The sequence below is a fragment of the Thioalkalivibrio sp. HL-Eb18 genome, from assembly GCF_000364985.1.
Lineage (GTDB): Bacteria > Pseudomonadota > Gammaproteobacteria > Ectothiorhodospirales > Ectothiorhodospiraceae > Thioalkalivibrio.
On sequence record NZ_KB822962.1, the window covers coordinates 121,092 to 135,391 of the forward strand.

16 protein-coding genes are annotated in these 14,300 nt (G+C 65.7%); 3 read left to right on the forward strand and 13 right to left on the reverse strand.

Going from position 1 to position 14,300, the window contains the following annotated elements; translation table 11 throughout:
- Positions 1-32 precede the first annotated feature (32 nt).
- Both F813_RS0103295 and F813_RS0103300 read right to left on the reverse strand, forming a co-directional pair.
- Positions 33-926 (reverse strand): lysophospholipid acyltransferase family protein, encoded by an 894-nt coding sequence (locus F813_RS0103295; RefSeq protein ID WP_017925546.1) that lies wholly within the window; start codon positions 924-926, stop codon positions 33-35.
- Positions 901-1,698: an ATP-binding protein gene (locus F813_RS0103300; RefSeq protein WP_026148122.1), complete on the reverse strand. Its 798-nt coding sequence runs from the start codon at positions 1,696-1,698 to the stop codon at positions 901-903. Before F813_RS0103300 ends, F813_RS0103295 begins: the two co-directional genes overlap by 26 nt.
- Before the next feature lie 210 nt (positions 1,699-1,908).
- Here F813_RS0103300 and F813_RS0103305 point away from each other — a divergent pair, with 210 nt between their 5' ends.
- From F813_RS0103305 to dtd, 3 genes are all read left to right on the forward strand, one after another.
- Entirely contained in the window at positions 1,909-2,199 is a 291-nt protein-coding gene (locus F813_RS0103305; RefSeq protein WP_017925548.1) for a hypothetical protein, read from the forward strand.
- Between the two features lie 72 nt (positions 2,200-2,271).
- The gene (gene pip, locus F813_RS0103310; protein ID WP_012983942.1) at positions 2,272-3,258 is read left to right on the forward strand and encodes a prolyl aminopeptidase; all 987 of its coding nucleotides are present in this window, start codon (positions 2,272-2,274) and stop codon (positions 3,256-3,258) included.
- Entirely contained in the window at positions 3,255-3,698 is a 444-nt protein-coding gene (gene dtd / locus F813_RS0103315; RefSeq protein WP_012983943.1) for a D-aminoacyl-tRNA deacylase, read from the forward strand. The genes pip and dtd overlap by 4 nt, the downstream gene beginning before the upstream one ends.
- Positions 3,699-3,776: 78 nt before the next feature.
- Here the strand turns inward: dtd and F813_RS0103320 are convergent, their stop codons facing one another.
- The 11 genes from F813_RS0103320 to atpB form a co-directional block, all read right to left on the reverse strand.
- The gene (locus F813_RS0103320) at positions 3,777-4,073 is read right to left on the reverse strand and encodes a hypothetical protein (RefSeq protein ID WP_012983944.1); all 297 of its coding nucleotides are present in this window, start codon (positions 4,071-4,073) and stop codon (positions 3,777-3,779) included.
- A gap of 109 nt (positions 4,074-4,182) precedes the next feature.
- Positions 4,183-6,033, reverse strand: coding sequence for a glutamine--fructose-6-phosphate transaminase (isomerizing) (gene glmS, locus F813_RS0103325; protein ID WP_017925549.1), 1,851 nt, complete (start codon positions 6,031-6,033; stop codon positions 4,183-4,185).
- A gap of 294 nt (positions 6,034-6,327) precedes the next feature.
- On the reverse strand, positions 6,328-7,707 hold the full coding sequence (gene glmU, locus F813_RS0103330; RefSeq protein ID WP_081601278.1) for a bifunctional UDP-N-acetylglucosamine diphosphorylase/glucosamine-1-phosphate N-acetyltransferase GlmU: 1,380 nt from the start codon (positions 7,705-7,707) through the stop codon (positions 6,328-6,330).
- Positions 7,708-7,777: 70 nt separating this feature from the next.
- Positions 7,778-8,197: a F0F1 ATP synthase subunit epsilon gene (locus F813_RS0103335; protein WP_017925551.1), complete on the reverse strand. Its 420-nt coding sequence runs from the start codon at positions 8,195-8,197 to the stop codon at positions 7,778-7,780.
- Positions 8,198-8,209: 12 nt separating this feature from the next.
- Positions 8,210-9,586 (reverse strand): F0F1 ATP synthase subunit beta, encoded by a 1,377-nt coding sequence (atpD, locus tag F813_RS0103340; protein WP_017925552.1) that lies wholly within the window; start codon positions 9,584-9,586, stop codon positions 8,210-8,212.
- A gap of 58 nt (positions 9,587-9,644) precedes the next feature.
- Complete coding sequence (gene atpG / locus F813_RS0103345) at positions 9,645-10,505, reverse strand: F0F1 ATP synthase subunit gamma (protein ID WP_017925553.1); 861 nt, start codon at positions 10,503-10,505, stop codon at positions 9,645-9,647.
- A gap of 12 nt (positions 10,506-10,517) precedes the next feature.
- A complete protein-coding gene (gene atpA / locus F813_RS0103350) occupies positions 10,518-12,059 on the reverse strand; it encodes a F0F1 ATP synthase subunit alpha (RefSeq protein ID WP_012983950.1) in 1,542 nt (513 codons plus the stop codon).
- Positions 12,060-12,072: 13 nt separating this feature from the next.
- Positions 12,073-12,609, reverse strand: a complete 537-nt coding sequence (locus F813_RS0103355; RefSeq protein WP_017925554.1) for a F0F1 ATP synthase subunit delta — start codon at positions 12,607-12,609, stop codon at positions 12,073-12,075.
- A gap of 9 nt (positions 12,610-12,618) precedes the next feature.
- Positions 12,619-13,089: a F0F1 ATP synthase subunit B gene (locus tag F813_RS0103360; RefSeq protein WP_017925555.1), complete on the reverse strand. Its 471-nt coding sequence runs from the start codon at positions 13,087-13,089 to the stop codon at positions 12,619-12,621.
- Positions 13,090-13,142: 53 nt separating this feature from the next.
- A complete protein-coding gene (gene atpE / locus F813_RS0103365) occupies positions 13,143-13,379 on the reverse strand; it encodes a F0F1 ATP synthase subunit C (protein ID WP_012983953.1) in 237 nt (78 codons plus the stop codon).
- A gap of 51 nt (positions 13,380-13,430) precedes the next feature.
- Complete coding sequence (gene atpB / locus F813_RS0103370) at positions 13,431-14,273, reverse strand: F0F1 ATP synthase subunit A (protein ID WP_017925556.1); 843 nt, start codon at positions 14,271-14,273, stop codon at positions 13,431-13,433.
- Positions 14,274-14,300 lie beyond the last annotated feature (27 nt).

Genomic DNA, 14,300 nt, shown 5'->3' on the forward strand with positions numbered 1-14,300 from the left:
GGGTCCGGCGGCTTTTTTGTGCGCGGACGCCCTCAACGATAGGGGTCGGGCTGGCCTTCGGGGGCCGGATAAAAGCGCTTGTAAGCCCAGTTGTACTGCTCCGGGCAGCGCCGCACCAGGGCCTCCACGTGGGCATTGATCGCCGCAGCCGCGCGGCCGAAGTCGCGGTCGGCCACCTCGGGCCCCGCCTCGATCTCGTGATAGCGAAAACCACGGCCCCGCGGCAGGCGTTCGGCGAACAGGAACACGACATGATCCTCGCGCCCACGCAGCAGGCGCGGAAGCAGGGTCATGGTCAGCGCCGAGCGGCCAAAGAACGGGGCATGCGTACCGGAGGCGCCCTTCGGGCTCTGATCCGGCAGGATCCCGATAATCTCGCCACGATCACGCGCCTGCTGCAGCACGCGCAGCCCGGAGCGGTCGGCCGGGGCCAGGGTGGCACCCGTCGAGGCACGCGCCTCGCGCACCCAACGGTCGATCTCGGGGGTCTTGAACGGGCTGTACAGGGTGGCCATCGGCCCGTGGCAGGCGGCCTGCAGCCCGGCGAACTCCCAGGAACCCAGGTGCGGGGCGCACAGAAACAATGCGCGCCCGCCCTCGCGTTCGCGCAGGCGGGCGTATCGGGCCGGCTCCGCCAGTCGCTCCAGGGTTTGGGCAGAGGCCTGCCAGAGCCAGGGGGACTCGGTCAGCGCCCGACCCATGGCCATCAGCGATCCGCGCCCGACCCGACGGCGCCAGGCGGCATCCTTGTCGGGAAAACAAAGCTCGAGGTTGCGGCGGGTGATCCGGGCGGAACGCGTCGGTCCATACCAGGCCAGCGCGCCAATCAGCCCGCCCAGCGCATGGTTCACGCGCAGCGGCAGACGGGCGAGCAGGCGCAGGCCGCCCGCGATCAGCCGGTCACGCAGATGCCGGCGTTCGGCCATGACCGTGGGGTTCGGATGAGTCGGCCGGCTCTGCCCGCGGCGGGATGCCACCCTCGGTCATCAGCGGCTTGAGGGTCGTGCGCAGGTTGCGGAACAGTCTGGGGTGCTGTGCCTCCTCCTGTGCGAGGAGCTGTTTCATGTGCTCGCGCTGGGTGGGCATCGCGAAGCAGGCCGGGCAGTTGTCGAGGATCACCGGCAGCCCGGCGGCCTCGGCGAAATCCATCGTCTGGCGCTCGCGCACGTAGACCAGCGGGCGGATCACCCGCAGGTCGCCGGCGTCGATCGCGTAATGCGCCTTCATCGTGCGCAGCTGGCCACCGTGGAAGGCACTCATCATGAAGCTCTCGGCCAGGTCATCCAGGTGCTGTCCCAGCGCCAGCACGTTGTAACCTTGTTCGCGCGCGGTGCGATACATCAGGCCGCGTTTCATGCGCGAGCAGAAGGAGCAGAACGAGTCGTTGTCCATGTGCTCGCCAGCCAGCTCCGCGATCGGTTCGGAGACGAAGTGATACGGGATGCCGTAACCACCGAGATAGTCCATCAGGCGCTGCGGTTCGAAGCCCTCGATCTCCGGGTTGATCGTGACCGCGCCAACCTCGAAGCGCACCGGTGCCCGCCGCGCCAGGCCATGCAGCAGCCACAGCAGCGTCAGCGAATCCTTGCCGCCGGACAGCCCGACGAGGATGCGATCACCCTCGCGGATCATGTCGAAGTCCGCGATGGCGCGGCCGGCCTGGCGGCGGATGGAGGCGGGGACGGTGGGCGTTTCCATGGCCCGCAACATAGGGCGGCGAGGCCTGCTTCGCAAGCGCCGCCATATCCGCAGCGGTTGCCGGATGGCGCCCATTGTCGGTGCAGGCACACACCGTTATGCACCCGGTAGAAGCAATAAATCCCGGCGCCCGCCAGCGACTGCGGGCCAGCCGCATGGCACCGGGCTTGCATACGGTTTGGACAGGCGCTTCAACGGTGGGGGACCGATATGCACGATCGCAAGAGCTTGAGCCTGGCCGCCGAGCTGCGCCGGAACCTGCGCGCGGAGTTCCCGGCAGTGGCGCGGCTGTCGGTCACCAACCCGGACTTCATGGAGGCCATCCTGGACTACGCCTCACGCTCGCAGTCGAGCACTGCACAGGCCGCGGCGCTTGCGCTGCGCAGCGAGTTGCAGCGTTCGGGACACCTGGCACCGCCGGGCACGGAGCCGGACACCCCGGAGCGCCGCGTGGAGCCGCAACGGCGCCGGGTCTACCGGGGGCAGATCATCGACGAATAGACGGACTGCGGACTTTCCCTGCGCGAGCGTTTTGGCGACACTCGGGGCCCGCAATCTAGGAAACACTGATCAATGGACACCCTGTACCCGGAGATCGAACCGCACAACACAGGAAGGCTCGCGGTCGGTGACGGCCACGAGCTCTATTTTGAAGAATGTGGCACACCCGACGGGATCCCGATCGTGTTCCTGCACGGGGGGCCAGGCTCGGGCTGCGAGCCGTGGCATCGGCGCTTCTACGACCCGCAGCGCTACCGCATTGTGCTGTTCGACCAGCGCGGCTGCGGGCGTTCGACGCCGCACGCGAGCCTGGAGGCCAACACGACCTGGCACGCGGTGGCCGATATCGAACGCCTGCGCGAGCACCTGGGGATCGAGCGCTGGGCGGTGTTCGGCGGCTCTTGGGGTTCTACCCTGGGACTGGCCTACGCCCAGGCCCACCCGGGGCGGGTGCTCGGTCTGATCCTGCGCGGCGTATTCCTGTGCCGGCCGCGGGACATCCAGTGGTTCTACCAGTCGGGGGCCGACCGCCTGTTTCCCGAGGCGTGGGCCCACTACCTGAAGCCCATCCCGCCGGACGAACGCAACGACCTGGTCGGGGCCTACTACCGTCGGCTGACCGATCCGGATCCGGCGATCCGGCACACGGCGGCGCGCGCCTGGTCAGGCTGGGAGGGACACACCTCCTGCCTGATCCCGAACGACGACGTGATCGCCCATTTCGACGATCCGGATGTCGCCGTGAGTTTGGCGCGGCTGGAGTGCCACTACTTCATGCACGACACCTTCCTGGAACCGGACCAGCTGCTGCGCGACGCCCCACGCCTGCGCGACATACCGGGCTGGATCGTGCACGGGCGCTACGACGTGGTGTGCCCGGTGGAGCAGGCGGTGGAACTGCATCGGGCCTGGCCACAGGCACGCATGGCGATCGTCGCCGATGCCGGGCACTCGGCGGCCGAGCCAGGCATCGTGCGCAAGCTGGTCGCGGCGACCGATACCCTGGCCGATGATCTTGAGGGGCAGGTCGCGGGCGGGACCGGGGCTGCCTCGGGGTGATCGCTCTGATCCAGCGGGTAACCGAGGCCGCGGTGGACATCGGCGGCGAGCGCGTTGCGGCGATCGGCCCGGGGCTACTGGCACTGGTCGCGGTGCAACCCCAGGACAGCGAGTCGGCCGCCAGGCGGCTGCTGGAGCGCGTACTCGGCTACCGCGTGTTCGCGGATGCCGAAGGCCGCATGAACCTGAGCCTTCAGGATACCGGCGGCGGGCTCTTGCTGGTGCCGCAATTCACGCTGGCCGCCGATACGCGCAAGGGTATGCGGCCGAGCTTTACCAGCGCCGCGAACCCAGAGCATGGCCAGGCGCTGTTCGAATATCTGGTGCGCCAGGCGCAGGCGTCACACCCGCAGGTCGCCAGCGGGCGCTTTGGTGCGGACATGCAGGTCAGCCTGGTGAACGACGGCCCGGTGACCTTCTGGCTGGAGACGCGCGCCTGAGAAGCCCTGACCGACGCCCCAAAACAAAAGACCCGGCGCAAAGGCCGGGTCTTCGACATCACCAGTCAGGAGACCGGATCAGGCGGCGCGACGCAGGAACGGGCGCTGGCCGGACTGCACAGCACGGCGGATGAAGTCGGCGCGGCCGGACTCGCGGCCATTCAGGTTGTCGGCGCACTGGGACGGCTCGTAGGCGGCCGCGGACAGCATCACCTCAAGCTCGCAGAGGTCGACCTTGGGCTCGGTCAGTTCCTCGGGGGTCACGTTCAGCTTGCGGCCAACGTTCCAGAACATGCGCGGGTTCCAGAGTTTGGTCTGGATACGCGGGGACTGAAACAGGGTGACGCAGCGGTTGTTGAGCTCTTGCTGATCCATGGGATACTCCTGATCGTACGGTTATTCGAGCGCGCCCGAATCTAGCCGACCCGCCCGGCGAATACAAGCGTTTCCTGATAGAAACTCCGCGGGGACCGCGTGCGAGGGGCTATTCCACCGTCACCGATTTCGCCAGATTGCGCGGCTGATCGACGTCCGTGCCCTTGAGCACGGCCGTATGGTAGGCCAGCAACTGCAACGGCACGGTCAGCAGGATCGGCGCCAGCCAGGGGCTCAGGGGCTCGCTCTGCGGCAGGCCGATCCAGATATCCTCCGGGGCCAGGGTGCGCGCCGCACTGGACTCACCAATCACGATCAGCTGGCCACCCCGGGCGCGCACCTCCTGCAGGTTGCTGGAGAGCTTCTCCAGCTGCGCGTCGTCGGGGGCCACCGCAACCACCGGCATCTCGGTGTCCACGAGCGCGAGCGGTCCGTGCTTCAGCTCGCCCGAGGGATACGCCTCGGCATGGATGTAGGAGATCTCCTTCAGCTTCAGCGCGCCCTCCAGGGCGATCGGGAAATGGGCCCCGCGCCCGAGGAACAGGGCGTGCTGCCGCTCCATCAGACCCTCGGCGACGCGCGCAATCGGGTTGTCCAGGGCCAGGATGCGCGCCACCTGATCAGGGAGGCTGCGCAGGGCCGTCACCGCAGCGGCGCGCTCCTCGGCGGTCATACGGGCGGCCGTAGCGGTCTGGCCCAGCAGGAGTACGAGGGTGGCGAGGGCGGCCAGCTGGGTCGTGAATGCCTTGGTCGAGGCGACGCCGATCTCGGGCCCGGCATGGGTCATCAGCACCAGATCGGCGGCACGGGCCATGGTGCTCTCGGGGACATTGCAGATAGCCAGACGAGCCAGGAACGGCTCGTCCTGGGACTGGCGCAGCACGGCGAGGGTATCGGCGGTTTCCCCCGACTGGGAGATCACCACCAGCAACGTGCCCGGGGCGAGCACGTGGCGCCGATAGCGGTACTCACTGGCCACATCGACGCGGGCGGGGAGTCCCAGGTGCTCTTCGATCCAGTGGGCCGCGACCATGCCGGCGTGATAGCTGGTGCCGCAGGCCACGACCTGCACAGCGCGGACATCGACCAGGCGCTCGCTGGTACCGGGCCCGAGGATATTCTCCAGCACGGCGTCCGCGCCCAGACGACCGGACAGGGTCTCCTCCAGCGCGTGCGGCTGCTCGTAGATCTCCTTGAGCATGAAGTGGCGGTATTCGCCACGATCGGCAACGCTTGCCTGACAGCGGCTCTCGCGGATGCCGCGCTCGACCGGCTGGCCGTGCAGGTCCTGGATCTCCACTCCCTTGCGCGTCAGGCGGGCGATATCCCCGTCCTCGAGGTCGACGAACCGCTGGGTCACCGGCAGCAGGGCCTGGATATCCGACGCGGCGAAGAACTCGCCGATCCCCAGGCCCAGGATCAGCGGGCTGCCGGAACGCGCGACGATCAGCTCGTCCGGATAGTCGACAAACACCGCCGCGATCGCATAGGCGCCTTCAAGGTCGGCACAGGCCCGGCGCATGGCCTCGAGGGGCGCGGACCCGTCGACCAGGGCCTGCTCGATACGATGGGCGATGACCTCGCTGTCGGTTGCCGATACGCAAGGCCAGCCAGCGGCGGCCAACTCGTCTCGCAAACGGGCGTGGTTTTCGATAATGCCGTTATGGACGATGGCGACCCGGCCGTCACGGGAACGGTGGGGGTGGGCATTCACCTCGGTGGGCGGCCCGTGGGTGGCCCAGCGCGTATGGGCGATGCCCACCGGCCCTTGCAGGCCGGCCGCGTCGATCTGTTCCTCCAGGGTGGCCACCTTGCCAACCGCACGGACGTCACGTAGCGCGCGGTCCTCGATGACGGCTACACCGGCGGAGTCGTACCCGCGGTATTCCAGTCGATGCAGACCCTCGACGAAGATCGGGACCAGGTTGCGCTCACCAATACCTGCCAGCAGACCGCACATGGAAGCTCCTCAGGGAAACAATGATGAATGTACACGCTCGCGCTCGAGTCGCTTTTGCGTGCGAACAAGGCGCGGCGACTGCTGTGCGGTCATTCTGCACAAGGGAGCCGCAACGCCGTTCCCGCGCCCGTTTTTGATCAACAACGGGCGGCCGAGCCCCGTGGGGTTGGCACCCCAGGTTCCCCGATCCTGCGTTGCGCCGCTTGCGGGTAGAACCACTACCCGCTGCACGACGCGCCTTGTCTCGGAAAACCTGGGGTACCAACGCGAGTGCGTACATTCATCATTGTTTCCCTAGTCAGATTTCTTTTTGGGGCGCGGCCAGTCCTGGATAACGCGCGGGCGGGCACGGGTCAGCGCCAGCGCGCGCGGGTCGACATCGTCCGACAAGGTCGAGCCAGCGCCCACCGTCGCGTCATCGCCGATGCGGATGGGCGCCACCAGAGCCGTGTTGGAGCCGATGAACGCACGGTCGCCAATCTCGGTGCGATGCTTGTTCGCACCATCATAGTTGCAGGTGATCGTTCCTGCGCCCAGATTGGCACCGGCCCCGACGCTGGCGTCCCCGACGTAGGTCAGGTGGTTCGCCTTCGCGCCCGGGCCCAGCGTGGCGTTCTTGATCTCGACGAAGTTGCCGACGCGGGCACCGGGACCGAGCTCCGTCCCCGGACGCAGGCGGGCGAACGGTCCAACGGTCGCGCCCTCGCCGATCCGTACACCTTCCAGGACACTGTGTGCCGCAATCTGCGTGCCGGATCCAATCTCGCAGTCGCGCAGCACGCAGCCGGGGCCAATATAGACATCGTCCGACAGTGTCACCGTGCCCTCGATCACGACGTTCACGTCGATCGAGCAGTCCTGTCCGAATTTCAGGACGCCGCGCACATCCAGACGCGCGGGGTCCGCCACCGCGAGGCCGTCCCGCATCATCCGGGCGCACTGCTCCGCCTGGTGCAGGCGCTCCTGGACCGCCAGCTGCTCGCGATCGTTCACCCCCAGCACGGCCACCGGGTCGGAACTGTGCACGACCTCGATCACCCGCCCTTGACCCCGCGCCACGGCCACGATGTCGGTGAGATACCACTCCCGTGGTCCGGCGGGATCGGGTTCGCAGGCCGCAAGCCAGCGCCGCAAGTCCCCGGCCGGAGCGGCGAGGACGCCGGTGTTTATCAGGTCGACTGCTCGTTCCGCGCGGGTGGCCTCCTTGTGCTCGACGATACGGTCGAGCTGGCCCTCCGCATCAAGGATCAGGCGGCCGTAGCCGCTCGGATCGGGAACCTGAGCGGCCAACACCGTGACGCCGTCGCCGCGGGCGCAGGCCTCCAGGTCCGCGACCGGGATCCGCGGGACGTCGCCATAGGCGATCAGGACGCGGGCATGGTCGGGGATGTGCTGCAGGGCCTCATACACCGCATGCCCGGTCCCGCGGGGCTCACCCTGGTCGATCCAGTCAAGCGCGGGGAGGTGATCGGGAAACGCCGCACGCACTCGTTCCTGTTCGTGGCTCACCACGACGTGGAGAGCGGCGGCATGCAGCGGCGCGACGCGTTCGAGGACATGATCCAGCAGGGGGCGTCCGGCAAGAAGCTGCAGGACCTTGGGGAGACGCGACCGCATGCGCGTCCCCTTGCCGGCGGCGAGGACCGCGATATGAAGGGGTTTCGTGTCAGGCATGGGTGCAATCATAAAGGGCCAACCGAATCGGTTGGCCCTTTGGGTCGGTCATTCGTCGCAGTTTGCCGGATTATTTCCGGCGCAACTTCTGGATCATCTGCAGGCGGGCGGCGGCCTCCACGAGTTCCGCCTGCGCCTTGGCGTAGTCGAAATCGGCCTTGGAGTTTTCCAGGGCCTCCTCCGCACGCTTCTTCGCCTCCAGCGCCTCGGCCTCGTCGAGATCCTTCGCCCGCACCGCCGTATCCGCCAGGACGGTCACATGATACGGCTGGACCTCGAGGATACCGCCCGAGACGAACACCGGCTGCGGATCGGCGCCTTCCTTTTCCAGGATGCGCAGCTCGCCCGGGTGCAGGCGCGCCAGCATCTGGGTGTGGCCCGCATAGACACCGACCTCGCCACCCTCGGCCGGGGCCGCGATCATCAGCGCGGTCCCGGAGTAGATGGACTCCTCGGCACTGACCACATCCACGTGCATCGTCATGGGCATGTTGCTCACTCCTTAGCCGAGCTTCTCGGCCTTCTCGACGGCTTCCTCGATGGTGCCGACCATGTAGAAGGCCTGTTCGGGCAGATGGTCATACTCGCCAGCCACGATGGCCTTGAACGCACGGATGGTGTCCTTCAGGGACACGTACTTGCCGGGCGCCCCGGTGAAGACCTCGGCCACGAAGAACGGCTGCGACAGGTAGCGCTGGATCTTTCGCGCACGGGCCACGACCAGCTTGTCGTCTTCCGACAGCTCGTCCATGCCGAGGATCGCGATGATGTCTTTCAGCTCCTTGTAACGCTGCAGCGTGTTCTGCACCGCACGGGCGGTGTCGTAGTGCTCCTGCCCGATGATCTGCGGGTCCAGCTGGCGCGACGTCGAGTCCAGCGGATCCACCGCCGGGTAAATACCGAGCTCGGCGATCTGGCGCGACAGCACGACGGTCGCATCCAGGTGCGCAAAGGTCGTGGCCGGAGACGGGTCGGTCAAGTCATCCGCCGGCACGTAGACCGCCTGGATCGAGGTGATCGAGCCCTTCTTGGTCGAGGTGATACGCTCCTGCAGCACACCCATCTCTTCCGCCAGGGTCGGCTGGTAGCCCACCGCGGAAGGCATACGACCCAGCAGCGCAGAGACCTCGGTCCCGGCCAGGGTGTAACGGTAGATGTTGTCGATGAACATCAGCACATCGCGGCCTTCGTCACGGAAGAACTCGGCCATGGTCAGGCCGGTCAGCGCGACGCGCAGACGGTTGCCCGGCGGCTCGTTCATCTGGCCATAAACGAGGGCCACCTTGTCGAGGACGTTGGAGTCCTTCATCTCGTGGTAGAAGTCGTTCCCTTCACGGGTACGTTCGCCCACGCCGGCGAACACGGAGTAGCCGGAGTGCTCGATCGCGATGTTGCGGATCAGCTCCATCATGTTCACGGTCTTGCCCACGCCGGCGCCGCCGAACAGGCCGACCTTGCCGCCCTTCGCGAAGGGGCACAGCAGATCGATCACCTTGATGCCGGTTTCCAGCAGCTCGGTGGAGCCCGCCTGCTCGTCGAAGGTCGGGGCGGCGCGGTGGATCGACCAGGTCTCCTGGGCCTCCACGTCGCCGGCGTTGTCCACCGGGCGGCCGAGGACATCCATCACGCGGCCCAGGGTCCCCTTGCCGACCGGCACGGAGATCGGCTTGCCGGTCGCGGTGACCGGGGTCTGGCGCTTCACACCCTCGGTGGTCCCCATGGCGATCGTGCGCACGACGCCGTCACCCAGCTGTTGCTGGACTTCAAGGGTCAGGCCGTTTTCCAGGGTCAGGGCGTCGTAGATCTTGGGCACTTCGCCGTGGGGGAATTCCACGTCCACGACGGCGCCGATGATTTCGACAATTTTTCCGGAACTCATTTGTTCATCCTCGTAAGTCGTAATTCGTGCCGAGCCGATCGATTGGTGCCGGCGGGCGCTAGACCGCAGCCGCGCCGCTGACGATCTCGGAGATCTCCTGGGTGATCGCAGCCTGGCGCGCCTTGTTGTAGACGAGCTGCAGGTCCTTGATCATCGTGCCGGCGTTGTCGGAGGCCGACTTCATCGCAACCATGCGCGCGGCCATTTCGCAGGCCACGTTCTCGACCACCGCCTGATAGATCAGCGACTCGACATAGCGCTCGAGCAGGGTATCCATCACCGGAACCGTATCCGGCTCGTAGATGTAGTCCCAGTGATGCTTCAGGGACTCGTCCTTGCTCGGCGCGGTCGGCAGGAGCTGGGTCGCCTCCGGCTGCTGGGTCATCGTGTTGACGAACTTGTTCTCCAGCAGCACGACGCGGTCGACCTTGCCGTCGCGGAAGTTGTCCAGCACCACCTTGATGGAACCGATCAGGTCCGTGATATGCGGGCGATCGCCCAGATCGCGCGCCTCGGCCACAATGTTGCCACCCAGGCGCTTGAAGAACTGCAGCGCCTTGTTGCCGACAACGCACAGGTCCACCTCTACGCCTTCGTCACGGTAGCGCCGCATCTCGCCGACGGCCTTCTTGAACAGGTTGGTATTCAACCCGCCGCAGAGGCCGCGATCGGTCGAGACGATGATCAGCGCCACACGCTTCACTTCGCGCTCGACCATGAACGGATGCTTGTACTCCGCATTGGCCATCGCGACGTGACCGATCACGTCGTGGATCTTCTGGGCGTAGGGCCGGGACTCTTCCATGCGGTCCTGGGCCTTGCGCATCTTGGACGCGGCGACCATCTCCATGGCCTTCGTGATCTTCTGAGTATTCTGGATACTCTTGATCTGCGTCCGGATCTCCTTAGTGCCCGCCATTGCGTGCTCCCGTTACCAGCTGTGCTTGGCCTTGAACTCTTCCAGGGCCTTCTTCAGCTTTTCCTGGATGGAGTCGTTGTAGTCGCCAGAGCTGTTGATTTCGTCCAGGAGCTCCTTCTGCGAGGAACGCGCGTAGGCGATCAGTTCCTTTTCGAAGCTCACGACCTTGTCCGCCTCGACGTCATCGAGGTAGCCCTCGTTGGCGGCGTACAGCGAGAATGCCATTTCGCCGATGGACATCGGCTGGTACTGGCCCTGCTTCATCAGCTCGGTCACGCGCTTGCCGCGGTCAAGCTGCTTGCGGGTCAGCTCGTCGAGATCGGAGGCGAACTGCGAGAACGCAGCCAGTTCGCGGTACTGCGCCAGCGCCAGACGCACGCCACCACCCAGCTTCTTGATGATCTTGGTTTGCGCGGCACCACCGACTCGGGAGACGGACAGACCGGCGTTGATCGCCGGGCGGATGCCCGAGTTGAACAGGTCGGTCTCGAGAAAGATCTGGCCGTCGGTGATCGAGATCACGTTGGTCGGCACGAACGCCGAGACGTCACCTGCCTGGGTCTCGATGATCGGCAGCGCGGTGAGGGAACCGGTCTGGCCCTTCACTTCGCCGTTGGTCAGTTGCTCGACGTAGTCGGCGTTCACGCGCGAGGCGCGCTCCAGCAGACGCGAGTGCAGGTAGAAGACGTCACCCGGATAGGCTTCACGGCCCGGGGGACGGCGCAGCAGCAGCGAGACCTGACGATAGGCCCAGGCCTGCTTGGTCAGGTCGTCATAGACGATCAGGGCGTCTTCGCCGCGATCGCGGAAGTACTCGCCCATCGCGCAGCCGGCGTACGGGGCGATGAACTGCATCGCGGCCGACTCGGAGGCGTTGGCGGCGACGATGATGGTGTTCTCCATCGCGCCGGCCTCTTCCAGCTTGGCCACCACGGAGGCGACCGACGAGGCCTTCTGACCCACGGCGACGTAGATACACTTAACGCCGGAGTCCTTCTGGTTGATGATCGCGTCGATGGCCACCGCGGTCTTGCCGGTCTGGCGGTCGCCGATGATCAGCTCGCGCTGGCCGCGACCGACCGGGACCATCGCGTCGATCGCCTTGATGCCGGACTGCAGCGGCTGATCAACCGACTGGCGGTCGATAACACCGGGGGCAATCTTCTCGATCGGGCTGGTGACGCCAGTGTCCACCGGGCCCTTGCCGTCGATCGGGCGGCCGAGGGAATCGACCACGCGGCCCAGCAGGCCCTCGCCGACCGGCACTTCCAGGATGCGACCGGTGCACTTCGCGGTATCGCCTTCCTTGATGTGCTTGTAGTCACCCAGGATCACGACGCCGACAGAGTCGCGCTCGAGGTTGAGCGCCATGCCGAAGGTGTCGCCGGGGAACTCGATCATTTCGCCCTGCATGACATCGCCGAGGCCGTGCACGCGAGCAATGCCGTCGGTCAGGCTGACCACGGTGCCCTCGGTGGAGGCCTCGGAGGAGGCATCGAATTTCTCGATGCGCTGTTTGATCAGATCACTGATCTCGGAGGGATTCAGTTGCATGTTAAATATCCTCTTAGCGACTCAAATTGGCAGCCAGGCGGTTCAGCTGGCCTCGCACGGAGCCGTCGATTACCAGGTCGCCGGCGCGGATGATGGCCCCCCCGAGCAGGGAGCTGTCGACCGAACACTCGAGATCGACTTCGCAACCCAGGCCCTTCGCCAGGGCATCGTGGATCTCTTTCTCCTGCGCCTGCGTGAGCTTGCGGAAGGCAACCACGTCGGCGTGCACGCGCTTTTCGGCCTCGGCCTTCATCGCGGAGAACGCGTCATATACGGCGGGCAGCGCGGGCAGGCGCCCGTTTTCGGCCAGCAGCCGAACCAGGTTGCCGGCCTCGGGGCCGACCTTGTCGCCGGCCACGTCCAGCACGAGCTGCGCGCGATCGGCACGCGGGAGCCGCGGGTTGGAGAGGAGACTGTGCATCTGCGAGTCGGTGGCGATCGCCGCCAGCAACTCGAGCTGCTCGGCCCAGCCAGCGAGATCGTTTTTCTCCTGGGCCCGCTCGAATGCTGCGCGGGCGTAGGGTCGGGCGACCGAAATCAGGTCTGACATAACGTCTCCTTAGAGCTTGGCCGCGAGCTTCTTCAGCAGATCGCCGTGGGCCTTGGCATCGATCTCCTTGGCCAGGATCTGCTCGGCACCGGCAACCGCCAGCTGGGAGACCTGCTTGCGCAGCTCTTCCTTCGCACGGTTGATCTCCTGCTCAATCTCGGAGTGCGCCTGTTCCTTGATACGCTCGCCTTCCTCGCGCGCGGTGGTCTTGCTTTCCTCGACCAGCTCCGTCGCACGCTTCTGCGCAGAGGCCATGATCTCGTTGGCCTGCTGCTTGGCCTCCTTGATCACCGCGGTCGCGCGCTCCTGGGCGAGCTCCTGTTCCTTTTCGCCACGCTCGGCGGCGGCCAGGCCGTCCGCAATCTTCTTGCGGCGCTCTTCCAGGGCGGCGGACATGGGCGGCCAAACGTAGCGCATCGTGAACCACACGAACACGCTAAACGCGAGGAGCTGGCCGATGATGGTCAGATTGATATTCATCCTGCTACCTCAGGTTGACGAGTGGAGGGGACCTCGGGACTCGCTCAGCCTTGTTAACCCAGGGCGAACAGAACGTACAGGCCGATACCCACGCCGATCATCGGCACGGCGTCGGTCAGACCCATCACGATAAAGAACTGAGTACGCAGCATCGGGATCAGTTCCGGCTGACGCGCGGCGCCTTCCAGGAAGCGACCACCCAGGGTACCCACGCCGATGGCGGCGCCGACAGCGGCCAGACCCAGAAGCAGAGAGCCAGCCAGGACGATCAGAGCGTTAGCCATTTCCATTTTTGTATCTCCAGTCGAGTGTTGAAACGGTCAGTTTGAAGGTGAATCGAATCAGTGATCTTCGCTGTACGCCATGTCCAGATAGACGACGGTCAGCACCATGAAGATGAAGGCCTGCAGCGGCACCACGAGGATGTGGAAGATCGCCCAGCCGACATGCAGCACGCCACCGGCCAGACCCAGGATCAGGCCCGCGGAGTACATGACGCCGATCAGGATGAAGATCATCTCGGCCGCGTACAGGTTGCCGAACAGTCGCAGGGCGAGCGATGCGGGCTTGGCCAGGAGGTTGATGAACTCCAGGGCAAAGTTGATCACCCAGAAGATCGGCTTCAGGAACACGATGTTGGTCTGGAACGGGATACCCGTCAGTTCCTTGATAAAGCCCACTGGGCCCTTGATCTTCAGCGAGTAGTAGATGATCAGGACGAAAACGCCCAGCGCCAGGCCTGCGGTCACGTTGATGTCCGTGGTCGGCACGATCTTGAAGTAAGGGATGCCCAGCAGATAGGCGATGTGCGGCAGCAGGTCCACCGGCACCAGGTCCATCAGGTTGAGCAGGAAGATCCAGACAAAGATGGTCAGCGCGAGTGGCGCGACCATGTCATTCTTGTGCTTGAACGAGCCACGGACATTGTCGTTGACGAAGTCCATGACCATCTCGACGAAGTTCTGCCAGCCGCCCGGGACACCGGCAGTGACCTTTTTGGCCGCAGCGCGAAACGTGAGGATAAAGAGGAGACCAAGACCAATCGACCACAGCATGGAGTCGACGTGGATCGCCCAGAAGCCCATTTCCGCGGCCTGGGTGCTGGTCGTGGCGAAGCTCAACCCGTTCTCGGGGTGGAGCCCAAAGGTGAGGTTCGTGAGATGGTGAGCAATGTGCTCTTCCATCGTGGGCAGTTCGCTTTCTGAAGCCAT